23 protein-coding genes are annotated in these 25,504 nt (G+C 71.4%); 18 read left to right on the top strand and 5 right to left on the bottom strand.

The features are described from left to right. Nucleotides 1–1,854 (top strand): ComEC/Rec2 family competence protein (locus tag CCN51_RS26855; RefSeq protein ID WP_086860162.1); only part of this gene is annotated, 1,854 nt, incomplete at its 5' end. Between the two features lie 15 nt (nucleotides 1,855–1,869). Here the strand turns inward: CCN51_RS26855 and CCN51_RS26850 are convergent. Continuing rightward, entirely contained in the window at nucleotides 1,870–2,148 is a 279-nt protein-coding gene (locus CCN51_RS26850) for a hypothetical protein (protein ID WP_014179719.1), read from the bottom strand. A gap of 53 nt (nucleotides 2,149–2,201) precedes the next feature. Between CCN51_RS26850 and holA the strand changes: the two genes are divergently transcribed. After that, on the top strand, nucleotides 2,202–3,188 hold the full coding sequence (gene holA, locus CCN51_RS26845; protein ID WP_014179720.1) for a DNA polymerase III subunit delta: 987 nt from the start codon (nucleotides 2,202–2,204) through the stop codon (nucleotides 3,186–3,188). 184 nt (nucleotides 3,189–3,372) lie between these two features. Here the strand turns inward: holA and CCN51_RS26840 are convergent, their stop codons facing one another. Continuing rightward, nucleotides 3,373–4,368 carry a hypothetical protein gene (locus tag CCN51_RS26840; protein ID WP_238545471.1) on the bottom strand — a complete coding sequence of 332 codons (996 nt, stop codon included), beginning with the start codon at nucleotides 4,366–4,368 and terminating at the stop codon, nucleotides 3,373–3,375. 238 nt (nucleotides 4,369–4,606) lie between these two features. After that, nucleotides 4,607–4,873: a 30S ribosomal protein S20 gene (rpsT, locus tag CCN51_RS26835; RefSeq protein WP_014179722.1), complete on the bottom strand. Its 267-nt coding sequence runs from the start codon at nucleotides 4,871–4,873 to the stop codon at nucleotides 4,607–4,609. Nucleotides 4,874–5,101: 228 nt separating this feature from the next. Here rpsT and lepA point away from each other — a divergent pair, with 228 nt between their 5' ends. The 4 genes from lepA to hemW all read left to right on the top strand — a co-directional run bounded on the left by lepA (nucleotide 5,102) and on the right by hemW (nucleotide 12,799). Then, on the top strand, nucleotides 5,102–6,985 hold the full coding sequence (gene lepA, locus CCN51_RS26830) for a translation elongation factor 4 (RefSeq protein ID WP_014179723.1): 1,884 nt from the start codon (nucleotides 5,102–5,104) through the stop codon (nucleotides 6,983–6,985). Between the two features lie 225 nt (nucleotides 6,986–7,210). Next, a complete protein-coding gene (locus CCN51_RS26825) occupies nucleotides 7,211–9,100 on the top strand; it encodes an AMP-dependent synthetase/ligase (RefSeq protein WP_014179724.1) in 1,890 nt (629 codons plus the stop codon). 350 nt (nucleotides 9,101–9,450) lie between these two features. Next, nucleotides 9,451–11,451 carry a SpoIIE family protein phosphatase gene (locus CCN51_RS26820; protein ID WP_014179725.1) on the top strand — a complete coding sequence of 667 codons (2,001 nt, stop codon included), beginning with the start codon at nucleotides 9,451–9,453 and terminating at the stop codon, nucleotides 11,449–11,451. Between the two features lie 115 nt (nucleotides 11,452–11,566). Next, nucleotides 11,567–12,799 (top strand): radical SAM family heme chaperone HemW, encoded by a 1,233-nt coding sequence (gene hemW, locus CCN51_RS26815; protein WP_014179726.1) that lies wholly within the window; start codon nucleotides 11,567–11,569, stop codon nucleotides 12,797–12,799. 24 nt (nucleotides 12,800–12,823) lie between these two features. On the opposite strand, the gene CCN51_RS26810 is transcribed toward hemW, so the two are convergent. Both CCN51_RS26810 and CCN51_RS26805 read right to left on the bottom strand, forming a co-directional pair. Continuing rightward, nucleotides 12,824–13,654, bottom strand: a complete 831-nt coding sequence (locus CCN51_RS26810; RefSeq protein WP_043491616.1) for a DUF3097 domain-containing protein — start codon at nucleotides 13,652–13,654, stop codon at nucleotides 12,824–12,826. A gap of 61 nt (nucleotides 13,655–13,715) precedes the next feature. Beyond that, nucleotides 13,716–14,444, bottom strand: coding sequence for an MBL fold metallo-hydrolase (locus CCN51_RS26805; RefSeq protein WP_014179728.1), 729 nt, complete (start codon nucleotides 14,442–14,444; stop codon nucleotides 13,716–13,718). 150 nt (nucleotides 14,445–14,594) lie between these two features. Here CCN51_RS26805 and hrcA point away from each other — a divergent pair, with 150 nt between their 5' ends. From hrcA to CCN51_RS26745, 12 genes are all read left to right on the top strand, one after another. Continuing rightward, entirely contained in the window at nucleotides 14,595–15,611 is a 1,017-nt protein-coding gene (gene hrcA / locus CCN51_RS26800) for a heat-inducible transcriptional repressor HrcA (protein ID WP_043491618.1), read from the top strand. Next, entirely contained in the window at nucleotides 15,612–16,748 is a 1,137-nt protein-coding gene (dnaJ, locus tag CCN51_RS26795) for a molecular chaperone DnaJ (RefSeq protein WP_014179730.1), read from the top strand. Nucleotides 16,749–16,809: 61 nt separating this feature from the next. Further along, nucleotides 16,810–17,901 (top strand): nitronate monooxygenase, encoded by a 1,092-nt coding sequence (locus CCN51_RS26790; protein ID WP_014179731.1) that lies wholly within the window; start codon nucleotides 16,810–16,812, stop codon nucleotides 17,899–17,901. Further along, the gene (locus CCN51_RS26785) at nucleotides 17,898–18,641 is read left to right on the top strand and encodes a 16S rRNA (uracil(1498)-N(3))-methyltransferase (RefSeq protein WP_014179732.1); all 744 of its coding nucleotides are present in this window, start codon (nucleotides 17,898–17,900) and stop codon (nucleotides 18,639–18,641) included. Before CCN51_RS26790 ends, CCN51_RS26785 begins: the two co-directional genes overlap by 4 nt. Nucleotides 18,642–18,734: 93 nt before the next feature. Then, nucleotides 18,735–19,211 (top strand): hypothetical protein, encoded by a 477-nt coding sequence (locus CCN51_RS26780; protein ID WP_043487619.1) that lies wholly within the window; start codon nucleotides 18,735–18,737, stop codon nucleotides 19,209–19,211. 129 nt (nucleotides 19,212–19,340) lie between these two features. Next, nucleotides 19,341–19,700: a histidine triad nucleotide-binding protein gene (locus CCN51_RS26775; RefSeq protein ID WP_014179734.1), complete on the top strand. Its 360-nt coding sequence runs from the start codon at nucleotides 19,341–19,343 to the stop codon at nucleotides 19,698–19,700. Between the two features lie 5 nt (nucleotides 19,701–19,705). Further along, nucleotides 19,706–20,626 (top strand): ribonuclease Z, encoded by a 921-nt coding sequence (locus CCN51_RS26770; RefSeq protein WP_014179735.1) that lies wholly within the window; start codon nucleotides 19,706–19,708, stop codon nucleotides 20,624–20,626. Between the two features lie 188 nt (nucleotides 20,627–20,814). Further along, nucleotides 20,815–21,939, top strand: a complete 1,125-nt coding sequence (locus CCN51_RS26765; protein WP_238545472.1) for a carbohydrate kinase family protein — start codon at nucleotides 20,815–20,817, stop codon at nucleotides 21,937–21,939. A 173-nt stretch (nucleotides 21,940–22,112) separates the two neighbouring features. Further along, a complete protein-coding gene (locus CCN51_RS26760) occupies nucleotides 22,113–23,114 on the top strand; it encodes a PhoH family protein (RefSeq protein ID WP_014179737.1) in 1,002 nt (333 codons plus the stop codon). 12 nt (nucleotides 23,115–23,126) lie between these two features. Then, the gene (gene ybeY, locus CCN51_RS26755) at nucleotides 23,127–23,624 is read left to right on the top strand and encodes an rRNA maturation RNase YbeY (RefSeq protein WP_014179738.1); all 498 of its coding nucleotides are present in this window, start codon (nucleotides 23,127–23,129) and stop codon (nucleotides 23,622–23,624) included. Beyond that, nucleotides 23,621–24,937 carry a hemolysin family protein gene (locus tag CCN51_RS26750; RefSeq protein ID WP_014179739.1) on the top strand — a complete coding sequence of 439 codons (1,317 nt, stop codon included), beginning with the start codon at nucleotides 23,621–23,623 and terminating at the stop codon, nucleotides 24,935–24,937. The genes ybeY and CCN51_RS26750 overlap by 4 nt, the downstream gene beginning before the upstream one ends. A 101-nt stretch (nucleotides 24,938–25,038) precedes the next feature. Continuing rightward, on the top strand, nucleotides 25,039–25,401 hold the full coding sequence (locus CCN51_RS26745; RefSeq protein ID WP_014179740.1) for a cytidine/deoxycytidylate deaminase family protein: 363 nt from the start codon (nucleotides 25,039–25,041) through the stop codon (nucleotides 25,399–25,401). Nucleotides 25,402–25,504 lie beyond the last annotated feature (103 nt).

Genomic DNA, 25,504 nt, shown 5'->3' with positions numbered 1-25,504 from the left:
CGGGTCAACGGGGGCGGGGCGCCGCAGATCGTCGCGGGGCCCACCGCGGCCCAGCGCGTGGCCGGGCGGCTGCGGGGCGGTCTGCGGGCCGCGACCGACGAGCTGGGGCCGGACGCGCGGGCGTTGCTCCCGGGGCTTGTCGTGGGGGACACCTCACGGGTGTCGCCGGATCTCGAAGAGGCGTTCCGGGCCGCGGACATGACGCATCTGCTGGCGGTCAGCGGAAGCAACCTGTCCGTGATCCTCGTGCTGCTCATCGGACCGCCCCACCTCGCCGCCAGGGCCGAGCGGCGCGGTCTCGCCGCCCGGCTGGGCATCCCGCTGCGGATGACCGCGTTGCTCGGCGGCGGGCTCACGCTCGGCTTCGTCATCGTCTGCAGACCCGACCCCAGCGTGCTGCGCGCCGCCGCGTGCGGGCTGATCACCCTGCTGGCCATTGCCACCGGCCGCCGCCGGTCCCTGCTGCCCGCCTTGGCCGCCGCCGTTCTGGTACTGGTCCTCTACGACCCCTGGTTGGCGCGGAGCTACGGATTCCTGCTCTCCGTGCTGGCCACGGGCGCGCTGCTCACCCTCGCTCCGGGTCTCGGCGCCGCGCTGCGGCGGCGCGGGCTGCCGCCGCGGCCCGCCGAGATGCTGGCCGCGGCCGTAGCGGCCCAGGCGGTGTGCGCGCCGGTGGTCGTGGTGCTGGCCGGGCGGGTGAGCCTGGTGGCGATCCCCTGCAATCTGATCGCCGAGCTCGCGGTCGCCCCCGCCACGATTCTCGGCTTCGCCGCTCTCGCGGCGGCCCCGTTCGCGTTCCCGGCCGCCGAGTGCCTGGCCTGGCTGGCGGGTTGGCCGGCCGGGTGGATCGCTTCCGTGGCCCGCGCGGGCGCGGGGCTGCCCGGGGCGGAGCTGGCCTGGCCGGGTGGCTGGACCGGCGGGCTGCTGCTGGCCGCCGTCACCGCCGTCGCCGTGCTCACCGGCCGCCGCCTGCTGAGGCACCGGCTGCTGTGCGCGCTCTGCGCGCTGTTCCTGCTGCTCGTACTCATCCGCCCGGCCCCACTGGCGCGCGTCATCTCCGGCTGGCCGCCGCCCGGTTGGCGCCTGGTGGTCTGCGATGTCGGCCAGGGCGACGCGCTGGTCCTGTCGGCCGGCCCCGGCGCGGCCGTCGTCGTGGACACCGGTCCGGAGCCGCGCGCCGTGGACCGCTGTCTGCGGAGACTGGGCGTGGTCCGTATTCCGCTGCTCGTTCTCACCCACTTCCACGCCGACCATGTGGCCGGGCTGAGCGGCGCGTTGCGCGGCAGGGCGGTGGGCGCGATTGAGACGACGCCCCTGCGGGACCCGCCGGATCAGGCCGAGTCCGTGCGCCGCCGGGCCGGGGCGGCGCATATCCCGGTGATCACCGCCGCACCGGGGGAGCGCCGCCGGGTCGGCTCCCTGTCCTGGGAGGTGCTGTGGCCACCGCCCACGGCCGTGCGCTCTGCGGAGAGGCAAGGCGCGGCCGTGCCGCCCGTGGAGGGGCCGAATGACGCGAGCGTCACTCTCCTGGTCCGCACGGCGGGCCTGACCTTCCTCCTCCTGGGCGATCTCGAACCGCCCGCACAGAGCGCTTTGCTGGCCGCCCACCCCACGCTGTCCGAGGTGGACGTCCTCAAGGTCGCCCACCACGGTTCCGCCTACCAGGACCCGGGCCTGCTCCGCCGCGTGAGCCCGCGCCTCGCGCTGATCAGCTGTGGTGCGGACAACCCGTATGGCCACCCATCACCCCGAACCGTCGCCGCGCTCCGCGCCCAGGGTGCCGCCGTGCTGCGTACCGACTCGGCCGGTCCGATCGCGATCACCGGCCCGGACCTGAGGGCGGCCGTCAGATGACATACGCCCCCGGGGCTATTCGGCCTCCAGCCACCCCTCGTACTCGGCCGCGTACGCGTCCAGCGCCGCCGGGTCCAGGGCCTTGGCCGGGTCCTCCACGACCACCAGCCACTGCGCGTCCTCCGCGTCGTCCTCGCCCGCCAGCGCGTCCCGGATCAGATGGGGTTCCTCGGCGATCCCGAAGCGGTCGGCCAGGCCCTCGGCCACCTCCTCGGCCGTGTCGCGGTCGGGCAGTACGAGGACATGGCGTACGGGGTCGAGTCGTGCATCGGTCACCGGATCATTGTCGGGCATCCGGGGAGCGGGGCTGTCGGGGTTGTCGGCGGGTCGTGGGATGCTGGACGGCGATGGCCAGGAAGACGACGACCGACGATCCGCTCGCCCCCGTGACTCTCGCCGTGGGCCAGGAGGACCTGCTGCTCGACCGTGCCGTGCAGCAGGTCGTGGCGGCGGCCCGGGCCGCCGACCCGGACACCGATGTGCGCGACCTCATGCCGGACGCGCTGCAGCCCGGCACGCTCGCCGAGTTGACGAGCCCTTCCCTGTTCGCCGAGCGCAAGGTCGTGGTGGTGCGCAACGCACAGGATCTGTCGGCGGACACGATCAAGGACGTGAAGGGGTATCTGAGCGCCCCCGCCGAGGAGATCACCCTGGTGCTCCTGCATGCCGGCGGTGCCAAGGGCAAGGGGCTGCTGGACGCCGCCCGCAAGGCGGGGGCGCGCGAGGTCGCGTGTCCGAAGATGACCAAGCCGGCCGACCGGCTGGCCTTTGTGCGGGCGGAGTTCCGGGCCACCGGGCGGTCCGCGACGCCGGAGGCGTGCCAGGCGCTGGTCGACGCCATCGGAAGCGATCTGCGCGAATTGGCGAGCGCTTGCGCGCAGCTTGTCGCCGATGTGGAGGGCACGATCGACGAGGCCGTCGTCGCCCGCTACTACACGGGCCGCGCCGAGGCGTCGAGCTTCACCGTCGCCGACCGCGCGGTCGAAGGGCGCACCGCCGAGGCTCTGGAGGCGCTGCGCTGGGCGGTGGCCACAGGCGTGGCTCCGGTGCTGATCACCAGCGCTCTCGCCCAGGGCGTGCGCGCCATCGGCAAGCTCGCCTCAGCGCCACGTGGTGCGCGCCCCGGCGATCTGGCGCGTGAGCTCGGCATGCCGCCGTGGAAGATCGACCGGGTGCGGCAGCAGATGCGCGGCTGGTCGGCGGATGGCGTGGCGGTGGCGCTGCGCGCCGTGGCCGAGGCCGACGCGGGGGTCAAGGGTGGCGGCGACGATCCGGAGTATGCGCTGGAGAAGGCGGTGGTCACCGTCGCCCGTGCCGCCCGAGCGGGCCGCTAGGCCCTTCTCCCACGGAGATCCGGCGCAGATCCGGCGGAGATCTGGCGCAGATCCATTGGAGGCCGGACAGAGGTCCGGCAGAGATCCGGCAGAAAAGCCCCGGACCCGCCCGGGGCGACCGGACGGGTCCGACGGTGACAGCCCCGCGCGGGAGCCGCTTCGGGCCGGCTGGCCAACTGGCCGATTACTTCTGCAGCTTCTCCAGCGTGCCCTTGGCGCTCGCCTTGAGCATTTCGGTGATCTCGGCATTGCTCTTGACCGGGTTGTCCGATGAGCTCGACGCGTACTGCGACCACGTCGTCTGGTACGTCATCCAGCCGTCGCGCACCCCGAGGATCACATAGGCGCTGGTGTTGCTGGTGCTCTCGTACTCCTGGGCCACCACATACGCCTCGTCGCCGACGCCGCTGACCTCGGACACCTTGTAGTGGGTGGTGGAGGTCTTCTGGTTCTTGTACGACATGTAGGTCGCCTTGAACTCGGGCGTGGGGTCCGTCTTCCGGTGCAGATACGCCGTCGTGTAGAGCCAGGCGGAGGAGTAGTCGCTGCTGGACGAGGAGCTGGGCTCGTAGTCGACGTTGCACGTCATCGAGTCCATGGCCGGGTCCTCCGAGCTGCTGTGCTGCGGATTGGTCCCGCTGGTCGACTCCTTCTCCTTGAAGGAGGCGTTCTCGATGGGGGTCAAGTCGCTGGAGGAGCACAGGTTGCCGGCGTACTGGTAGGTCCCCAGGTCGGCCTTCTTCTCGTTGCTCCCGAAGCCGCCGGTCGAGAACACGACCCCGGCCCACACCGCCGAGGCCACGACCGCCCCGCCCAGGGCCCACAGCCAGCCCTTGCCCCGGCCGCCGGGGTTGCCGGGCCCGGCGGGCGGCATGGGCGGCTGGACGCCCATCGGGCCGTACCCGGCCCCGGCCGCCGTCTCGGGTGTGGACCAGCCACCGGCACCGGGAGGCGCGGGAGGACCAGGGGGACCAGGGGGACCCGGAGGCATCGCGGTGACGGCGGGCATGGCGGGCATCGTCGGCTGCGCGTACGGATACGGCGACTGCTGCTGGGGCGACTGTCCCTGCTGCGGGCCCTGCGCGTAGGGGTTCGGCTGTGGGGCGGGTGCGCCTGGCTGAGGTGGCTGGGGCTGCTGCGGCGGCCCGTACGGGTTGGGAGACTCCCCCGGTATCGACATGACGTGAACATACCCGATAAAGGCCAAAAGCCCCACGCTGCCCTGGGGAAAGGGCAAGCGTGAGGCTTTCGGTCAAAGCTTGGTGCGCCGCACCCGCGTGGCGAACGCAGGCCGCGTGCGGCGCGGTGCCGCAGTTGTTGCTGTCGGCTGCCGGGGCGGAGCGGGTGAGAGGGACCGCTTGTGTCCGTACCGGCGGGGTGGGGCGGTAGCCCTGGGGTCAGCGCAGTGGCCCCGAGGGTCAGCCCTGGAGGCCGGCGACCTGGGTGGCCAGGGCCGACTTCTTGTTGGCGGCGCTGTTCTTGTGGATGACGCCCTTGCTGACGGCCTTGTCCAGCTTCCGGGACGCGACGCGGGCGGCGGCGGTGGCCTTCTCGGCGTCACCGGCGGCGACGGCCTCGCGGGTCCGACGGATCGCGGTCTTCAGCTCGGACTTGACGGACTTGTTGCGCAGGCGCGCCTTCTCGTTCGTCTTGTTCCGCTTGATCTGGGACTTGATGTTCGCCACGTAAAGAGCCTTCGCAGGTTCGTTGGATTTCGCTGTTTCGTTTCGCATCCGGTGCCGCGCGCGAGAGAGGCGCGAGACACAGTCGTCCAGGCTACCAGCAGGCTTCGCGGCCTCCCAAACGACGCCGAATCCGTACCGAACCCGGGCGTGGTCGCCAGTCGTGGGACCATGGACTGACTGACATCACTGACTGACAACACCGAGTCCCGCCTAGACACAGGACCCTGCGTGCCCGCGACCCCTACCAATGTGCCGGAGCCGAGCCGTACCGACCCGGCTCTCATCCGTAACTTCTGCATCATCGCGCACATCGACCACGGCAAGTCGACGCTCGCCGACCGGATGCTCCAGCTGACCGGTGTGGTCGATCAGCGGCAGATGCGTGCGCAGTACCTCGACCGCATGGATATCGAGCGCGAGCGCGGCATCACGATCAAGTCCCAGGCGGTCCGGCTGCCCTGGGCGCCCACCCAGGGCGGGGATCAGGGCGGGGATGCGGGCGCCACCCACATCCTCAACATGATCGACACCCCCGGCCACGTGGACTTCACCTACGAGGTCTCGCGCTCCCTCGCGGCCTGCGAGGGCTGCATCCTGCTGGTCGACGCGGCCCAGGGCATCGAGGCGCAGACCCTGGCCAACCTCTACCTGGCCCTGGAGAACGACCTCACGATCATCCCGGTCCTCAACAAGATCGACCTCCCGGCCGCCCAGCCCGAGAAGTACGCCGCCGAGCTGGCCCACATCATCGGCTGCGACCCCTCCGATGTGCTCAAGGTCTCCGCCAAGACCGGTGAGGGCGTGGCCGAGCTGCTGGATGAGGTCGTCAAGCTGGTCCCGGCTCCGGTGGGCGTCAAGGACGCCCCGGCCCGAGCCATGATCTTCGACTCGGTCTATGACGCGTACCGGGGGGTCGTGACCTACGTCAAGGTCGTCGACGGCACGCTGGGCAAGCGTGAGCGCATCAAGATGATGTCCACCGGCGCCGCCCACGAGCTGCTGGAGATCGGCACCAACTCGCCCGAGATGACCCCTGCCGACGGGCTGTCCGTCGGTGAGGTGGGCTATCTGATCACCGGCGTGAAGGACGTCCGCCAGTCCAAGGTCGGCGACACGATCACCCAGTTCAGCAGGGGCGCCACCGAGGCGCTGGGTGGCTACAAGGACCCCAAGCCCATGGTCTTCTCCGGGCTGTATCCGCTGGACGGCTCGGACTATCCGGAGCTGCGCGAGGCCCTGGACAAGCTCCAGCTCAACGATGCCGCGCTGGTCTACGAGCCGGAGACCTCGGCGGCCCTCGGCTTCGGCTTCCGCGTCGGCTTCCTCGGCCTGCTGCATCTGGAGGTCATCCGTGAGCGCCTGGAGCGCGAATTCGGTCTCGATCTGATCGCCACCGCGCCCAATGTGATCTACCGCGTGGACATGGAGGACGGCTCCGAGCACACGGTGACCAACCCCAGCGAGTTCCCCGTGGGCAAGATCGACAAGGTGCACGAGCCGGTCGTACGGTCCACCATCCTGGCCCCGAGCGAGTTCATCGGCGCGATCATGGAGCTCTGCCAGAACCGTCGCGGTGTGATGCTCGGCATGGACTACCTCTCCGAGGACCGGGTCGAGATCCGCTACACCCTTCCGCTCGCCGAGGTGGTCTTCGACTTCTTCGACCAGCTGAAGTCCAAGACCCGCGGCTATGCGTCGCTCGACTACGAGCCCACTGGTGAGCAGGTATCCGACCTGGTCAAGGTCGACATCCTGCTGCACGGCGACAAGGTCGACGCCTTCTCCGCGATCACCCACAAGGACAAGGCGTACGCGTACGGCGTCCGGCTGGTCGCCAAACTGCGCGAGCTGATCCCCCGGCAGAATTTCGAGGTGCCGATCCAGGCCGCCATCGGCAGCCGGGTGATCGCCCGCGAGACGGTCCGCGCCATCCGCAAGGACGTGCTGGCCAAGTGCTACGGCGGTGACATCTCCCGGAAGCGGAAGCTGCTGGAGAAGCAGAAGGAAGGCAAGAAGCGGATGAAGATGGTCGGCAGCGTGGAGGTCCCGCAGGAGGCCTTTATCGCGGTGCTGTCCTCCGACTCCGAGAGCGATGCGAAAGCGAAGAAGTAGGGCGGGCTGAAGGGCAGCGGGTCCGGCGCGCGGCGCGCCCGACCCACTGCCCTCTTTACGCGACTGCCGCCCCACGCTTCCGCACCGACGCGCCCCGAGTTTCAACAAGGTGGCCGAAGCCCCCTTACGCGGTACGGTTCCGGCCCTTACCCTGATCACTGCTCAAAGGTTACTCGCGAGTCAATAAGCGCGAGGCAAGCACTGAGGCGGGCTCCGGAGGATGCCGTGACCGACACAAAGACCTTGCTCGAGAACCGCCCGCCGTCCCTGGCGACGCACTTCCTCCAGCGCGTCGAGGCGACGCCGGACGCCGAGGCCTACCGCTATCCGGTCCCGCCCGCCTCGGGCGAGGGCCCCGACGACTGGCAGCCCCTGACCTGGCGCGAGACCGCGGACCGGGTCTTCGCCATCGCCGCCGGCCTGATCGGCCTCGGCGTCCGCCCCGAGGAGCGGGTGGCGCTGGCCTGCTCCACGCGCATCGAGTGGATCCTGACCGACCTCGGGGTGCTGTGCGCGGGCGCGGCGACCACCACGGTCTACCCGAACACCAACGCCGAGGAGACGGCCTTCATCCTCTCCGACTCCGGCAGCCGGGTGCTGATCGCCGAGGACGCGGCGCAGCTGGCCAAGGCGCGGGAGCAGCGCGAGGAACTTCCCGGGCTGGCCCATGTCGTGGTGATCAAGGCCGAGGACGCGATCCCCGCCGAGGGCGACCCCGAGGGCTGGGTGCTCTCGCTCGCCGAGCTGGAGAAGCGCGGCACGGCCCATCTCGACGACCACCCGGACGCGGTGCGCGAGTGCATGGACGCGCTCCGCGCCGACCAGCTGGCCACCCTCATCTACACCTCCGGTACCACCGGACGCCCCAAGGGCGTACGTCTGGCGCATGACACCTGGTCGTACATGGCCATCGTGATCGGCAATCTCGACGGGATCCTTTTCGCCGACGATGTGCAGTATTTGTGGCTGCCGCTGTCGCATGTCTTCGGCAAGGTGCTGACGGCGGGGCAGGTGTACGTCGGGCACACGACGGCCGTGGACGGCCGGCAGGACAAGATCATCGAAAATCTGCCGGTGGTCAGGCCCACCTACATGTGCGCCGTGCCGCGGATCTTCGAGAAGGTCTACAACGGCGTGGCGCAGCGGGCCCGCGTGGGCGGCGGCGCCAAGTACAAGATCTTCCAGTGGGCGGCCGAGGTCGCCCGCGAGTACGCCAAGACCTCCCAGGACAACTTCCGCCACACCGGAACGGCCTCGGTGCCCATGGGCCTCAAGGCCAAGCACGCCGTCGCCGACAAGCTGGTCTACGCCAAGCTGCGCGAGGCGTTCGGCGGCCGGCTGCGGGCCGCGGTGTCCGGCGCCGCCGCGCTCGCGCCCGAGATCGGCTACTTCTTCGCCGGCGCCGGCATCAACATCCTGGAGGGCTACGGACTCACCGAGACCAGCGGCCCCGGCTTCCTCAACCCCGTGGAGTACCGCACCGGCACGGTGGGCAAGGCGTTCGCGGGCCTGGAGGTGCGGGTGGCCGAGGACGGCGAGATCCTGATGCGCGGACCGTCCATCATGCAGGGCTACCACGAGCTGCCGGAGCTGACCGAGCAGGTGCTGGAGTCCGACGGCTGGTTCCACACCGGCGACATCGGCGAGCTTTCGCCGGACGGCTATCTCACCATCACCGACCGCAAGAAGGACCTGATCAAGACGTCGGGCGGGAAGTACGTCGCGCCGGCCGAGGTCGAGGGCCAGTTCAAGGCGGTGTGCCCGTTCGTCTCCAACATCCTGGTGCACGGCGCGGACCGCAACTACTGCACCGCGCTGATCTCCCTCGACGAGCCCACGCTCATGGACTGGGCGCGGGAGCACGGTCTGGAGGGCAAGCCGTACGCCGAGTTGGTGGCCACGGACGAGGTGCGGGAGCTGATCGACGGCTATGTGCGGCGGCTCAACGAGAGGTTGCAGCGCTGGCAGACGATCAAGAAGTTCCGGCTGCTGCCGCGCGATCTGGACGTCGAGCACGGTGAGCTCACGCCGAGCCTGAAACTCAAGCGACCGGTGGTCGAGCGGGAATACAAGGACCTGCTGGAGGATATGTACGCAGGCACGAGGGAGAACTGAGCGGACGTGTGCGGCCGGCATCCCGGGCGGGGGTGTCGGGTGAGTGTCGGGTGGGGCTGATGCGCCACCCGAGGCGTAACATCCGCACAGGTGCCGCAGCTCCGACACACTGTTCACCTGATTTTTCCCCTCATCGCGGCTCACTTGCGTAACTCGGCGCATATGAGGGCGGCATGTCTGCCACTCTGTCGGTGTCGGACTACGGCTTTAGGCCGGGACTGCTCAGGAGCCGCACAGTGGGGACGCCTTCTTCTGCCACACCTGCTTCTGTCACACCTGATCCGGCGCCGGGGGCGGTGCCGGGCGTAGTGCCGCGCCCCCGGCCCGGATCCGGGCCGGGGCCGGCGCTCGTGGCCGTGCCCGGGGCCGTACCGGCGGCCCGGATCGTCGCCGCGCGCACCAGCCTGCCCGGCAATCCGCTGGCGGCCTCCGCCGCGCGCCGGTTCGCGCGCACGGCCCTCGCGGACTGGACCTCGCTCGACTTCCCTGCCGTCGGCCGGATCCCCGACCAGGTCGCGGACGAGGTCGTGCTGCTGGTGAGCGAGTTGGTCACCAACGCCGTGGTGCACGCCGGGACGGCGGTCGAGGTGAGCTGTGCGCTGGACGTCTTAACCGGGGACGGCCAAGTGCCCTCCGTGGTCGTAGAGGTGACGGACCATCACCCCACCCGTTTCCTGCGCGGTGAGCCACCCGATGAGGGCGAGGACCCGGTGAGCGCCGGACACGGGCTGCGGCTGGTCGCCGAGCTCGCAGAATGCTGGGGCACGGCCTATCGCCGGGACAGCAAGACGGTGTGGTTCCAACTGCCCGTCACCACGGTCGAGGCCGTCGCCCTTCCGGGGGAACCACTTTCAGACGGCTCATTGCCAACCGATCTGCCCACCGCCTCGGGCGACGCCCTGGGTGACTCCCCCAATGACGGCCCCCTAAAGGACGGCTCCCTCAACGGCGCCTCCCTGAAGGACGATCCGCCGAGTGGCGACACACTGAACGGCGACTCGCGCGGCGACGCGTACGCCGTCGAGCTCCTGGCCCCCGACCCCCGGCGCGTCGGCGGCCGCCACGCCGACGCCGACTGGGTCCGCGAGGGGGCGCTGTCCTTCCTCGCCGAGGCGTCCGAGTTGCTGGCCGGACAGTTCGACGAGGACATGGTGACCTCGCTGGCCGCCCAGCTGCTCGTACCGCGGTTCGCCGACTGGAGCGCGGTGTGGCTCGACACGGAAGGCGGCCCGCCGCGGCTCGCCCAGGTGTGGCACGCGAGCGAGAGCCGGATCGAAACCCTCCGCCAGCTGCTCGAGAAGGAGCCGCTGGAACTGCCCGCCACCGCGCGCGGCCGGGCCGTGCCCTGGCAGTGGCCCAGCGACCCCTCCGCGTACGGCCCCGGTGGCGCGGCCCTGGCCTGCCGACTGATCGCGGGCGGGCGCACCGTCGGCACGCTGCTGCTCGGCCGGGCCGGGCTGATGCGGGTGCCGGGCGAGGTGGCCGGACTGGTCGAGGACTTCGCCCGCCGGGTCGCGCTGGCGCTCGCCTCCGCCCGGCAGTACACGCGCCAGGAGACGATCAGCCGGGTGCTCCAGCGCGGCCTGCTGCCGTCCCGTATAGCCCGGATCCCGGGCGTGGAGTCGGCGGTGGTGTACGAGCCGACCGGCGGCACCTCGGCCGGGGGCGACTTCTACGACATCTTCCCCGCGGGGAACGGCCGTTGGGTCTTCGTCCTGGGCGACGTCTGCGGCAACGGGCCGGAGGCAGCCGTGGTGACCGGGCTCGTACGGCCCTGGCTGCGGCTGCTGGCGCGCGAGGGGTACGACGTCGGGGCGGTCCTGGAACGACTCAACCGGATGCTCGGGGAGGAGGCCGTCGAGGCCGCCGTCGAGGGCGCGGCGGAGGCCGTGGCCGCGGGCGTGGGGCTGCCGGTGGGCGGCGGGGTGTCGCGGTTCCTGTCGCTGCTGTACGGGGAGCTGGTGCCGCTGGGCGAGGAGGGCGAGGACGGCATCCGCTGCACCCTCGCCAGCGCGGGCCATCCGCTGCCCCTGGTCCTCCGGCCCGACGGGTCGGTGCGCACCGTCGCCGAGCCGCAGATCCTGCTGGGCGTCGTGGACGACGTCGCGTACCAGAGCGAGACCTTCGAGCTGGCGCCCGGGGAGACGCTGGTGTGCGTGACGGACGGGGTGACGGAGCACAGATCCGGCGCCCGGCAGTTCGACGACGGGGACGGGCTGGCATCGCTGCTCGGCGACTGCGTGGGGCTGGACGCGGGGGATGTGGCGGAGCGGATCCGCCAGGCGGTGCACGCGTTCGCGGTCGAGCCGCCCGACGACGATCTGGCGATGCTGGTGCTGCGGGCGCGGTAGGAAGCGTCCGGGCGCGCGGGCCCCTCGGCCAAGGCACGGGCCGGCCCCGGCCGCCGTGCGGGCCTCCCGGCAGCGCCCCGGCCGGCCCGGTGCGCCGATGACGGACAATGGGCGCATGCCTTCCGTACTGCCCGATGGCGAGCCCATGCCCGAGGACGGCGCGCTGCCCGTGAGCGCCGTGGCCGGGGCGGCGAACCGGCCGCTCGGGTTCTATCTGCATGTGCCCTACTGCGCGACGCGCTGCGGCTACTGCGACTTCAACACCTACACCGCCACTGAGCTGCGCGGATCCGGTGGCGTGCTCGCCTCCCGCGACAACTACGCCGACATGGTCGTCGAGGAGGTCCGCCTCGCCCGCAAAGTGCTGGGGGACGACCCCCGGCCGGTCGAGACCGTATTCGTCGGCGGCGGCACCCCGACCCTGCTGGCGGCCGCCGACCTCGGGCGGATGCTCGGCGCCATCCGGGACGAGTTCGGGCTGGCGGAGGGGGCCGAGGTCACCACCGAGGCCAACCCGGAGTCGGTCGATCCGCGGTATCTGGAGCAGCTGCGGGCGGCCGGGTTCAACCGGGTGTCGTTCGGGATGCAGAGCGCCCGGCAGCACGTCCTGCGGGTATTGGACCGCACCCACACCCCGGGCCGTCCCGAGGCGTGCGTGGCCGAGGCGCGGGCGGCCGGATTCGACCATGTGAACCTGGACCTGATCTACGGCACGCCGGGGGAGAGCGACGAGGACTGGCGCGCCTCGCTGGAGGCCGCGCTGGGCGCCGGGCCCGACCATGTGTCGGCGTACGCGCTGATCGTCGAGGAGGGCACCCAGCTCGCCCGGCGGATCCGGCGCGGCGAGGTGCCGATGACCGACGACGACGTGCACGCCGATCGCTATCTCATCGCGGAGGAGATGCTGTCGGCGGCCGGGTTCCGCTGGTACGAGGTGTCGAACTGGGCCACGTCGGACGCCGGCCGGTGCCGCCACAACGAGCTGTACTGGCGCGGTGCGGACTGGTGGGGCGCAGGCCCCGGCGCGCACAGCCATGTGGGCGGTGTGCGCTGGTGGAACGTGAAGCACCCCGGCGCCTACGCGCAGGCCCTGAGCGAGGGCCGGTCCCCGGGGGCGGGCCGCGAGGTGCTGACCGGCGAGGAGCGCCGGGTGGAGCGGATCCTGCTGGAGCTGCGGCTCGCGGAGGGCTGCCCGCTGGACCTGCTGGCCCCGGCGGGTGCCGCGGCGGCGGCCCGGGCCGTGGCGGACGGCCTGCTGGAGCCGGAGCCGTACGGCGCGGGCCGGGCGGTGCTCACCCTGCGGGGGCGGCTGCTGGCCGACGCGGTGGTGCGCGATCTGGTGGACTGACACCCCGACAGGCCCGCAGGCCCCCTACGGCCTGGCCGGGCCGCCCACGGTCACATGGTCGATCAGCTCTTCCACCCGTCCCAGCAGGGCCGGCTCCAGGTCCTTGTACGAGCGGACCGAGGACAGGATCCGCTGCCAGGCCGCCCCCGTGTTCTCGGGCCACCCCAGCGCCCGGCAGATCCCCGTCTTCCAGTCCTGGCCGCGCGGCACCGTCGGCCAGGCCGGAATGCCGACCGAGGAGGGCTTCACGGCCTCCCATACGTCGATGTAGGGGTGTCCGACGATCAGTACGTGCTCGCCGGTGACCTCGGCCGCGATACGGGACTCCTTGGTGCCCGGGATCAGGTGGTCGACCAGCACGCCGAGGCGGGCGTCGGGGCCGGGGGAGAAGTCGCGGACGATCGCGGGCAGGTCGTCGATCCCCTCCAGGTACTCCACGACCACGCCCTCGATGCGCAGATCGTCCCCCCACACCCGCTCGACGAGCTCCGCGTCATGGCGCCCCTCCACGTAGATGCGCCCCGCGCGGGCGACGCGCGCGCGGGCCTGGGGGAGGGCGAGGGAGCCGGAGGCCGTGCGGCGCGGGCCCGTGGGGGCGGCGGCGCGGGGGCGTACCAGGGTGACGACGCGGCCCTCCAGAAGGAAGCCACGCGGGTCCATGGGGAAGACCCGATGTTTACCGAAACGGTCCTCCAGAGTCACCGTGGGGCCCTGCGCGGTCTTCTCGCAGCGGATCACGGCGCCGCAGAACCCGGTGGTGACCTCCTCGACGACCAGGTCGGGCTCGGCGGGCACCTCGGGCGCGGGCGCCTGGCGCTTCCAGGGCGGGGTCAGGTCCGGGTCGTACTGTCGCATCCGCATGACCCTAGTGCCGTGGCGCCGACCTCAGGAGGACATGCCGAAACGAGCCGCGAGTTCATCGGCCGAAACGAGCCGCGAGTTCATCGCGCTGCGCCCGGACGAAACGGGCGTCCACGGCGGCGCCGTGTCCCGGGACGTACACCGCGTCCTCGCCGCCGAGGGCGAGCAGCCGGTCCAGGGCGGCGGGCCACTGGCCGGGCATCGCGTCGGCGCCCGCCTGAGGCGGCCCCGACTCCTCGACCAGATCGCCGCAGAAGACCACCTCGGGCTCGCCCGGGGCCCGGCCGGGCACGAGGACGGCCAGGTCGTGGGCGGTGTGGCCGGGGCCCACGTTCGCCAGCAGGACCGGCCGGTCGCCCAGGTCCAGAGTGAGCTCCCCGCACACCAGGTGGTGCGGGCGTACGAGATGGTCGGCGGCCCCGGTCGCGGCGCCGGGGTCCGCGCCGTGCCGCACCGCGTCGTCGCGCAGCGCGTCCCGTTCGCGGCGCAGCAGCTCGTCGAGCCCGGCCGCCCCGTACACCTCGCAGCCCGCGAAGGCGGCGGTGCCGAAGACATGGTCGAAGTGGGGGTGGGTGAGGGCGATGTGGGTGGGCCGGCGGCCGAAGAGCCGGGTGACCTCGCGCCGCACCCAGGCGCCCTCTGCCAGGTCGGCGCCGGTGTCGACGACCAGGACGCCGGTCCGGCCGGCGATCGCGCCGACGGTCGCGTCCCAGCCGGGCAGCCGGCACCGGACGACGGACGGCGCGAGATCTTCCCAGCGCGCCTCTTCCCAACGGGTGTCCATACGGAGACGCTAGCTCCAGCGGTGGCAAAGCGGCGGCTCTTGCCCCGGCCACGGCACCCCGCCGTACACTGGCTGAGGGGTTCTGGCACTCGTGACCATTGAGTGCCAGGGGGAAGACCTGATGAGACGGCTGGACTGGAGGTGCGCGCGGTGCTCAGCGAACGCAGACTCGAGGTACTGCGTGCGATCGTCCAGGACTATGTGGGCACGGAGGAGCCGGTCGGCTCCAAGGCGCTCACCGAGCGGCACCGGCTGGGCGTCTCCCCGGCCACGGTGCGCAACGACATGGCGGTCCTGGAGGACGAGGGCTATATCGCCCAGCCGCACACCAGCGCCGGGCGTATTCCCACGGACAAGGGCTACCGGCTGTTCGTCGACAGGCTGGCCGGGGTGAAGCCCCTGTCCACGCCGGAGCGGCGGGCCATCCAGAACTTTCTGGACAGCGCCGTGGACCTCGACGACGTGGTGGGCCGTACGGTCCGGCTGCTCGCGCAGCTGACCCGGCAGGTGGCGGTGGTGCAGTACCCCTCGCTGACCCGCTCGACGGTCCGCCATGTGGAGCTGCTGGCGATGAGCCCGGCGCGGGTGATGCTGGTGCTGATCACCGACACCGGGCGGGTCGAGCAGCGCATGGTGGACTGTCCGGCGCCCGTGAGCGAGGAATCGCTCGCGGACCTGCGGGCCAGGCTGAACAGCCGGGTCGTGGGCCGGCGGTTCGCGGATGTGCCGCAGCTGGTGCAGGATCTGCCCGAGTCCTTCGAGCAGGAGGACCGGGGTGCCGTCTCGACGGTCCTGGCCACCCTGCTGGAGACGCTGGTCGAAGAGACCGAGGAGCGGCTGATGATCGGCGGCACCGCCAATCTCACCCGCTTCGCGCATGATTTCCCCCTGACGATCCGGCCCGTGCTCGAAGCGCTTGAGGAGCAGGTCGTGCTGCTCAAGTTGCTGGGCGAGGCGAAGGACTCGGGCATGACCGTACGGATCGGTCATGAGAATGCTCACGAGGGCCTGAATTCCACTTCGGTCGTGGCAGTCGGCTACGGTTCGGGCGACGAGGCGGTCGCCAAACTCGGCGTGGTCGGACCGACCCGCATGGACTACCCCGGAACGATGGGAGCGGTACGCGCAGTGGCACGTTACGTCGGACAGATCCTGGCGGAGTCGTAAGTGGCGACGGACTACTACGCAGTCCTGGGCGTGCGGCGTGATGCCTCACAGGACGAGATCAAGAAGGCATTTCGCCGGCTCGCCCGTGAGCTGCATCCGGATGTGAATCCGGATCCCAAGACCCAGGAGCGGTTCAAGGAGATCAACGCCGCCTACGAGGTCTTGTCCGATCCCCAGAAGAAGCAGGTCTACGACCTGGGCGGGGACCCGTTGTCCGCCGCGGGCGGCGGGGGCGGCGCGGGCGGCTTCGGCGCCGGCTTCGGCAACTTCTCCGACATCATGGACGCCTTCTTCGGCACCGCGTCCCAGCGCGGCCCGCGGTCCAGGACCCGGCGCGGCCAGGACGCCATGATCCGCCTCGATATCGAGCTGACCGAGGCGGCCTTCGGGACCACCAAGGACATCCAGGTCGACACCGCGGTCGTCTGCACGACGTGCAGCGGCGAGGGCGCGGCGCCCGGCACCACGGCGCAGACCTGTGACATGTGCCGTGGCCGGGGCGAGGTGTCCCAGGTGACGCGGTCCTTCCTCGGCCAGGTCATGACCTCCCGGCCGTGCCCGCAGTGCCAGGGCTTTGGCACCGTGGTGCCGACCCCGTGCCCGGAGTGCGCGGGCGACGGGCGGATCCGCTCGCGCCGGACGCTGACCGTGAAGATCCCGGCCGGTGTGGACAACGGCACCCGGATCCAGCTCGCCGGCGAGGGCGAGGTCGGCCCGGGCGGTGGCCCGGCGGGCGATCTGTATGTGGAGATCCACGAACTGCCGCATCCGGTCTTCCAGCGCCGGGGCGACGATCTGCACTGCACGGTGACCATCCCGATGACGGCGGCGTCCCTGGGCACGAAGGTGCCCCTGGACACGCTCGACGGCCGGGAGGAGGTCGACATCCGGCCCGGCACCCAGTCCGGCCAGTCGATCCCGCTCCACCAGCGCGGCGTCACCCACCTGCGCGGCGGCGGCCGAGGCGATCTGATCGTCCACGTCGAGGTGCAGACCCCGTCCAAGCTCGACCCGGAGCAGGAGGAGCTGCTGCGGCGGCTGGCCAAGCTGCGGGGCGAGGAGCGGCCGACGGGCGAATTCAAGCCAGGGCAGCAGGGGTTGTTCTCCCGGCTGAAGGATGCGTTCAACGGACGGTAGGCGCCCGGCCCGCCCCCGAGCCGGGTACGGATTCACGCGGAGGACATGACACGATGTCGCCATGTCCTCCGCGTTGACCGATCTCTTTCGGTACCCGATCGTGCAGGCCCCGATGGCGGGTGGGGCCTCCTGCCCGCAGTTGGCCGCCACCGTCTCCGAGGCCGGTGGCCTCGGGTTCCTCGCCGCCGGTTACAAGACGCCGGAGGCGATGTACGAGGAGATCAAGCAGCTGCGGGGGCAGACCGCCCGGCCCTTCGGCGTGAACCTGTTCATGCCGCAGCCGCTCACCGCCGACCCCGCCGCCGTGGAGGTCTACCGGGAGCAGCTGGCCGGGGAGGCGGCCTGGTACGACACCCCGCTGGGCGACCCCGACGCGGGCTCCGACGACGCGTACGACGCCAAGCTGGCGATACTCCTCGACGACCCGGTCCCGGTCGTCTCGTTCACCTTCGGCTGCCCCGCCCGCGCCGTCCTCGACGCCTTCGGGAAGGTCGGGACGCGGACGGTGGTGACCGTGACCTCGCCCGCCGAGGCGCAGGCCGCCCAGTGGGCGGGCGCCGACGCCCTATGCGTGCAGGGTGTCGAGGCGGGCGGCCACCAGGGCACTCACCGCGACGATCCGCGCGCCGACGGGACGGGCGCCGGGCTCGGTCTGCTGTCGCTGCTCGCGCTGGTCCGGGAGGTCGTGCAGATCCCGGTCATCGCGGCGGGCGGGCTGATGCGCGGCTCGCAGATCGCCGGGGTGCTGGCGGCGGGCGCGGTCGCGGCCCAGCTGGGGACCGCGTTCCTGGTCTGCCCCGAGTCGGGGGCCAACACCCTGCACAAGCGGGCCATGACCGACCCGGTCTTCGGCCGTACGGAGCTGACCCGCGCCTTCTCCGGGCGCCCCGCGCGCGGGCTGGTCAACCGCTTTATGCGCGAGCACGGCCGGTACGCCCCGGCCGCCTACCCCCAGGTGCACCACCTCACCTCGGGGCTGCGGAAGGCGGCGGCGAAGGCCGGCGATCCGCAGGGCATGGCGCTGTGGGCGGGGCAGGGGCACCGGCTGGCCCGGGAGCTGCCCGCCGCGCGGCTGGTGGAGGTGCTGGCGGCCGAACTGGACGCGGCACGTGAGGGTTTGGGCGTTAGGTGGGACAGAGGGGCCGTGTCGTGACCGCACCTGTCTTCCTGGCCGACTCCCTCGCGGGGGCGGCCGTAGGGGCGCGGCTGGCGCTCGAGGGGCCGGAGGGGCGGCATGCCGTGTCGGTGCGCCGGCTGCGCGTGGGCGAGCCGGTGGTGCTGACGGACGGGGCCGGTACGGGCGCCTTCGGCGCCGTGGCGGCCGTCGAGGGCAAGGACCGGCTGCTGGTCGAGGTGGCCGAGGTGCGCCATGAGGCGCCGCCGAGCCCGCGGATCACCGTCGTCCAGGCGCTGCCGAAGGGGGACCGCGGCGAACTGGCCGTGGAGACCATGACGGAGACCGGCGTGGACGCCATCGTGCCCTGGGCGGCGGCGCGTTGTGTCACCCAGTGGAAGGGTGAGCGCGGCCTGAAGGCGCTGGGAAAGTGGCGTGCGACGGCCCGGGAGGCGGGCAAGCAGTCGCGCCGGCTCCTCTTTCCCGAGGTGATGGACGCGATGACGACCCGCCAGGTTGCTCGGCTTCTGGCCGAATCCGACTTCGCGGCTGTGCTGCACGAGGAGGGCGCCGAGCCGCTTGCGACCGCGCCGCTGCCCGCGGAGGGCAGCGTTGTGCTGGTGGTCGGCCCTGAAGGGGGCGTATCGCCCGAGGAGTTGGCGGCGTTCGCCGAGGCGGGGGCGCGTCCGTACCGCCTGGGCCCGACCGTGCTGCGTACCTCCACGGCCGGAACGGCGGCGGCCGCGCTGCTGTTGGGCCGTACGGGCCGCTGGGGCTGACCCGCCCCGGCCCCGGATGCCCGGCGGATCATGTGGCCGAGGTTGCTCTTCCGGTTCCCCCCGCTCCGGTGGGAACCTTTTCTTATGGGGGCAATGAGGCATCAAAGGAACGCGCTCTTCGCGGTGGTGGCGGCGGCTGTGACGATCGGCGCCGTGGCGGCGTGCGAGCCCAGGGACAACACCGGGCTCAACGCCATCGGGGTGGCGGTCACCACGGACCGGGTCAGCACGCGCGCGCTCGAAAAGGGCGGTATCGACGTGCGGTGGATGACATGCAACGCGGATGTGAAGGGCAAGCACACGTCCGGCCCGTCGCAGGACGCTAAGGCATCCGTCCACTGCCGGGGCGAGACCAAGGACGACCGCACCATCAAGGTCAGCGGCACCGTCACCTACGAGCGCAAGAACGTCTGCGTTCGGGGCGATCTGACCGCCAAGGTGGACGGCCACCAGGTCTTCCAGGCCAATGTGATCGGCGACTGCAACGCACGGAAGACGGCGCATCCCAAGCCGTCCCGGAACACCACCCACCCGTGGGACCGGCGGACCACGGCGGGCAGCGCCAAGTAGGCGGGACGAGTAGGCGGGACAATCAGGCGGCAAGGGCGACAAGGGCACCGTGCGGTTCCGGCGCGCGCCCTCCGGGCGTCCCGGTAGCATCCGGTTCCGTACCAGCCGACGTTGCGTAAGGAGCCACCGGTGGCGGGAGAACCGCAGGCCGACTGCCTGTTCTGCAAAATCGTCTCGAAGGAGGTGCCCGCGACCGTTGTCCGCGAGACCGAGACGACCCTCGCCTTCCGGGACATCAACCCCCAGGCGCCGACCCACGTCCTGGTGATCCCCAAGGTGCACTACCCGGACGCCGCCTCCCTCGCGAACGCGGAGCCGCAGATCGCCGCCGACATACTGCGTGAAGCGGGTGCGGTCGCCGCCGACGAGGAGATCGACGGCGCCGGCTTCCGCGTCATCTTCAACACCGGCGCGGGCGCGGGCCAGACCGTCTTCCACGCGCACGCCCACATCCTGGGCGGCCGCGGCTTCAACTGGCCCCCCGGGTAATCCCGTTGTCCGTACGCGAACTGGTCGTCCTGGGCACCGCGAGCCAGGTGCCGACCCGGCACCGCAACCACAACGGCTATCTGCTGCGCTGGGACGGCGAGGGCATCCTCTTCGACCCCGGCGAGGGCACCCAGCGCCAGATGGTGCGGGCGGGGGTCGCGGCCCATGACATCAACCGGATCTGTGTCACCCACTTCCACGGTGACCACTCGCTGGGCCTGGCCGGGGTCGTCCAGCGGATCAACCTGGACCGGGTGCCGCACCCGGTGACCGCGCACTACCCGGCGAGCGGACAGCGCTTCTTCGAGCGGCTGCGGTACGCGACCGCGTACCGCGAAACCGTGCAACTGGCCGAGGCGCCGGTGGCGGGCGAGGGCGGGGTCCTGGCGCGGACCGCCGGGTACACACTGGAGGCGCGCAGGCTCTCCCACCCGGTCGAGTCCTACGGCTACCGGCTGACCGAGCCCGACGGCCGCCGCATGCTGCCCGAGCGGCTCGCGGCGCACGGCATCCGCGGGCCGGAGATCGGCCGGCTGCAGCGGGAGGGGGCGCTGGAGCGGGAGGGGCACACGGTCACGCTGGAGGAGGTCAGCGAGGCACGGCGCGGACAGCGCTTCGCCTTCGTCATGGACACCCGGCTGTGCGAGGGCGCCCATGACCTCGCCCAGGGCTGTGACCTGCTGGTGATCGAGTCCACTTTCCTGGACGAGGACGAGCCGCTGGCGGTCGAGTACGGGCATCTCACCGCCGGGCAGGCGGCGCGGCTGGCCGCGGAGGCGGGGGTGCGGCATCTGGTGCTGACCCACTTCTCACAGCGTTACGGCGACCCCACCGACTTCGAGCGCCAGGCGCGGGCGGCAGGCTTCGAGGGGGAGCTCACGGTGGCGCAGGACCTGATGAGCGTGGCGCTGCCCAAGCGGCGCTGACCTCGGCGCTGACCTCGGCGCTGACCGCTCAGGCCCCCGCCGCTGTCAGTGCCGTCGTGCACACTGGCCGCAGCCGTAAAAACAGCCCCACTGAAGAACCACTGAAGAACATTCGCTGAACGAGATCCACTGAACGAGATCGATTGAACGGGACCGGCAACGAGGCCGGTCCGATCTGGGAGCGCACGGTGACCACAGACCACGGCCAGCCGCTCGCGGCGGTGTACCCGGCGGAGTACCCCCTGCTCGACCCGCTCGCGGCCGTCCGCAGACCCGGTGACCCGGCCTGTGACGTCTATCTCACCGGCACGGTCTTCTTGGACATCATCTTCACCGGCCTGGACTCCGCCCCCGTGCGCGGCACCGAGTCCTGGGCCCGCGGTATGGGCTCAAGCCCCGGCGGGGTGGCCAATATGGCCACCGCCCTGGCCCGCCTGGGCCTGCGCACCTCCCTCGCCGCCGCCTTCGGCGACGACATGTACGGGGACTACTGCCGCGACGCCCTGGACCGCGGCGAGGGCATCGACCTGTCGCTGTCCCGTACGGTGCGCGGCTGGCACTCCCCGGTGACCGTGTCCATGGCCTACGAGGGCGAGCGCACGATGGTCTCCCACGGCCACGAGGCGCCGCCGCCCGAGGAGCCCGCCCCCAGCTGCCCGCCCCCGGCCCGCGCCGCCATCGCCTCCCTGGTCCCGGGGAGCCGCGAGGAGTGGGTCACCCAGGCCGTCGGCCACGGCAGCATGGTCTTCGCGGACGTCGGCTGGGACGACACCGGCCGCTGGGACCCGGCCGACCTCGCCGATCTCGAGCACTGCGAGGCGTTCCTGCCCAACGCGGCCGAGGCGATGCGCTACACCCGCACCGAATGCCCGCGCGCCGCGGCCCGCGCGCTCGCCGACAAGGTGCCGCTCGCGGTGGTCACTCTCGGCGCCGAGGGGGCGTACGCGGTGGACGGGCGCACCGGCGAGACCGCCGAGGTGCCCGCGATCGCCGTGGAGGCCCTGGACCCGACCGGCGCGGGCGATGTGTTCGTCGCGGGCTTTGTCACCGGCACCCTCGCCCAGTGGCCGCTCGCCGACCGGCTGGCCTTCGCGGGTCTGAGCGCCGCGCTGTCGGTGCAGGAGTTCGGCGGCTCGCTGTCGGCGCCGGGCTGGGTGGAGATCGCCGCCTGGTGGCAGCACGCCAAGTCGTACGACGACCAGGACCCCTCCGCGCTGCGCCGCTACGCCTTCCTGGACCGGATCCTCCCGGCGGCCGCCCGCCCCTGGCCGCTGCGCCGGGCCGTGCCCACGATCGGCTTCCGGCAGGCGTGAAGCGGGAGTGAAGCAGGGGAGTGGCAGGGGAATGGCAGGGGGGACGGGTGTGGATCCGGAGTGGAGTAAAAGCACTCGGGTCTTGTCAGTGCTCCGTCGTACCCTTGTACTCAAGGTTGTCGAGCAACGAGAACCCCGTAACAGGAGGTAGGAGCAGGCCTCAGAGCCGGCCCATGACGCAACCAACCACAGCACGCCAGGCGCATGCGCAGTTCACGGTCCCGACCAAGCACCCGATGGTCATGGTGCTGGGATCGGGCGATTCGCTGCTGCGCGTCATCGAGAAGGCCTTCCCGGCGACCGACATCCATGTGCGGGGCAATGAGGTCAGCGCGACCGGGGACCCCGCGGAAGTCGCCCTCATCCAGCGCCTGTTCGACGAGATGATGCTGGTGCTCCGCACCGGTCAACCGATGACAGAGGACGCGGTGGAGCGCTCGATCTCCATGCTGCGCGCCGCGGAGAACGGCGAGACCGGGGTGGAGACCCCCGCCGAGGTGCTCACACAGAACATCCTCTCCAACCGTGGGCGCACCATCCGCCCCAAGACCCTCAACCAGAAGCGCTACGTCGACGCCATCGACAAGCACACCGTCGTCTTCGGTATCGGCCCGGCCGGTACCGGCAAGACCTATCTGGCCATGGCCAAGGCGGTCCAGGCCCTGCAGTCCAAGCAGGTCACCCGGATCATCCTGACCCGGCCGGCGGTCGAGGCGGGCGAGCGGCTCGGCTTCCTGCCCGGCACGCTCTACGAGAAGATCGACCCGTATCTGCGTCCGCTGTACGACGCGCTGCACGACATGCTCGACCCCGACTCCATCCCGCGTCTGATGGCCGCGGGCACGATCGAGGTCGCGCCGCTGGCGTATATGCGCGGTCGCACGCTCAACGATGCGTTCATCATTCTCGACGAGGCCCAGAACACGAACCCCGAGCAGATGAAGATGTTCCTCACCCGGCTCGGTTTCGACTCCAAGATAGTGATCACGGGTGATATCACCCAGGTCGACCTCCCGGGCGGGACCAAGAGCGGTCTGCGCCAGGTGCGGGAAATCCTGGAGGGCGTCGACGACGTCCACTTCTCCATGCTCACCAGCACCGACGTGGTCCGCCACAAGCTGGTCGGCCGTATTGTCGACGCGTACGAGCTGTACGACAGCCGGAACGGAAAGTAAAACAACACTCTCATGGCGATCGACGTCAACAACGAATCCGGCACGGAGATCGACGAGCGGGCGGTGCTGGACGTCGCCCGCTACGCGTTGGCCCGGATGCGTATCCACCCGCTCTCCGAGCTCTCGGTGATCGTCGTCGACGCCGACGCCATGGAGCAGCTTCATATCCAGTGGATGGACCTGCCGGGGCCCACCGACGTCATGTCCTTCCCGATGGACGAGCTGCGCCCGCCCGCGAAGGACGACGAGGAGCCCCCGCAGGGCCTCCTCGGGGATATCGTGCTCTGCCCCGAGGTGGCCAAGAAGCAGGGGGAGGAGGCGCCGACCGGACACTCCATGGACGAGGAGCTTCAGCTCCTGACCGTCCACGGCGTCCTCCACCTCCTCGGCTACGACCACGAGGAGCCGGACGAGCGGGCCGAGATGTTCGGTCTGCAGGCCGCCATCGTCGACGGCTGGCGCGCCGAGCGCGGCATGACCGGCCCCTCCCCGGCCCCCACGACCGGATGAACGGCCCGCTGATCACAGCAGCCGTCCTGCTGGTGGTGGTCGCCTGGCTCGCGGCCTGCGCCGAGGCCGGCCTGGCCCGCACCACCCGCTTCCGCGCCGAGGAGGCCGTGCGGGCAGGGCGGCGCGGCAGCGCCAAACTGATGCAGGTCGCCGAGGACCCCACCCGCTATCTGAACGTCGCGCTGCTGGTGCGGGTCGCCTGCGAGATGGCGGCCGGCGCGGTCGTCACGTACGCGTGTCTGCGCGAGTTCGACGAGACATGGAAGGCGCTGACCATCGCGATCGGCGTGATGGTCCTCGTCTCGTATGTGGCCGTCGGCGTCTCGCCGCGCACCATCGGTGCCCAGCACCCGCTGAACACCGCGACCGCCGCCGCGTACGTCCTGCTGCCCCTGGCCCGCGTCATGGGCCCCATCCCGCCGCTGCTGATCCTCATCGGTAACGCGCTGACCCCCGGCAAGGGCTTCCGCAAAGGCCCCTTCGCCTCCGAGGCCGAGCTGCGCGCCCTGGTGGACCTCGCCGAGAAGGAGTCGCTGATCGAGGACGAGGAGCGGCGCATGGTCCACTCCGTCTTCGAGCTCGGCGACACACTGGTGCGTGAGGTGATGGTGCCGCGCACCGACCTCGTCGCCATCGAGCGCTTCAAGACCATCCGGCAGGCCCTGACCCTCGCGCTGCGCTCCGGCTTCTCCCGGATCCCGGTCACCGGGGAGAACGAGGACGACATCGTCGGCATCGTCTACCTCAAGGACCTGGCCCGTAAGACGCATATCAACCGCGAGGCCGAATCCGAGCTGGTCTCCACCGCCATGCGGCCCGCCACCTTCGTGCCCGACACCAAGAACGCGGGCGATCTGCTGCGCGAGATGCAGCAGGAGCGCAACCACGTCGCGGTCGTCGTCGACGAATACGGCGGCACGGCCGGGATCGTCACCATCGAGGACATCCTCGAGGAGATCGTCGGCGAGATCACCGACGAGTACGACCGCGAGCTGCCGCCGATCCAGGACCTGGGTGACGGCTCCCACCGGGTCACCGCCCGGCTCGGCCTGGACGACCTCGGCGAGCTGTACGGGACGGACCTGGACGACGAGGACGTCGAGACGGTCGGCGGGCTGCTGGCCAAGTCGCTGGGGCGGGTGCCGATCGCGGGCGCCACGGCGGAGGTCGAGGTCGAGGACGGCGGCCCGGACTCCGACCTCAAGTCCCTCCGGCTGACCGCCGAGTCCCCGGCCGGCCGCCGGAACCGCATCGTCACGGTCCTGGTCGAGCCGGTCCGCGCGACGGCGGAGACCGAGCCCGAGGACCAGTGACTTTGCGGTGAGTTCGAGACGGCGACACGCCGTGGCCACGGCGTGTCGCCGTCTCGAACTCACCGCAACACCGCAAGTCCAGGCCAGTGCCCGCCCCGCCTATGCTCATCCGCATGAGCGAAGCCGCACCCCTGGACCCCGAAGACCGCAAGATCATCACCCTCGCCCGCTCCGCACGAGCCCGCAACGGCGTGCCCGAGGGCGCCGCCGTACGCGACGAGACGGGCCGTACGTATGTCGCCGGCACCGTCGCCCTCCCCTCGCTCCCGCTGAGCGCGCTGCGGACCGCCGTCGCCATGGCCGTCGCCAGCGGCGCCAAGTCCCTGGAGGCCGCGGCCGTCGTGACCGAGGCCGAGGACCTTCCGGAGGAGGACCGTGCGGCCGTACGGGACCTGGGCGGGGCGGGCACCCCGGTGCTGCTGGCGGGCCCCGACGGCGGGCTGCGCACCACGCTCCAGACCTGAGCGGCCCGTAGTCACTGGCCAGACCGTCATAGCCGACGGCTATGACGGCAGGTCTTGGACGCGCGCCGGGGCCGGGCGGAAAGCTTGAGGACAGGCCGGGGGA

The sequence above is a fragment of the Streptomyces milbemycinicus genome (assembly GCF_002154605.1).
Lineage (GTDB): Bacteria > Actinomycetota > Actinomycetes > Streptomycetales > Streptomycetaceae > Streptomyces > Streptomyces milbemycinicus.
Note: the sequence above shows the minus strand (reverse complement) of the source record. Positions and strands in the feature narration are given on the sequence as shown.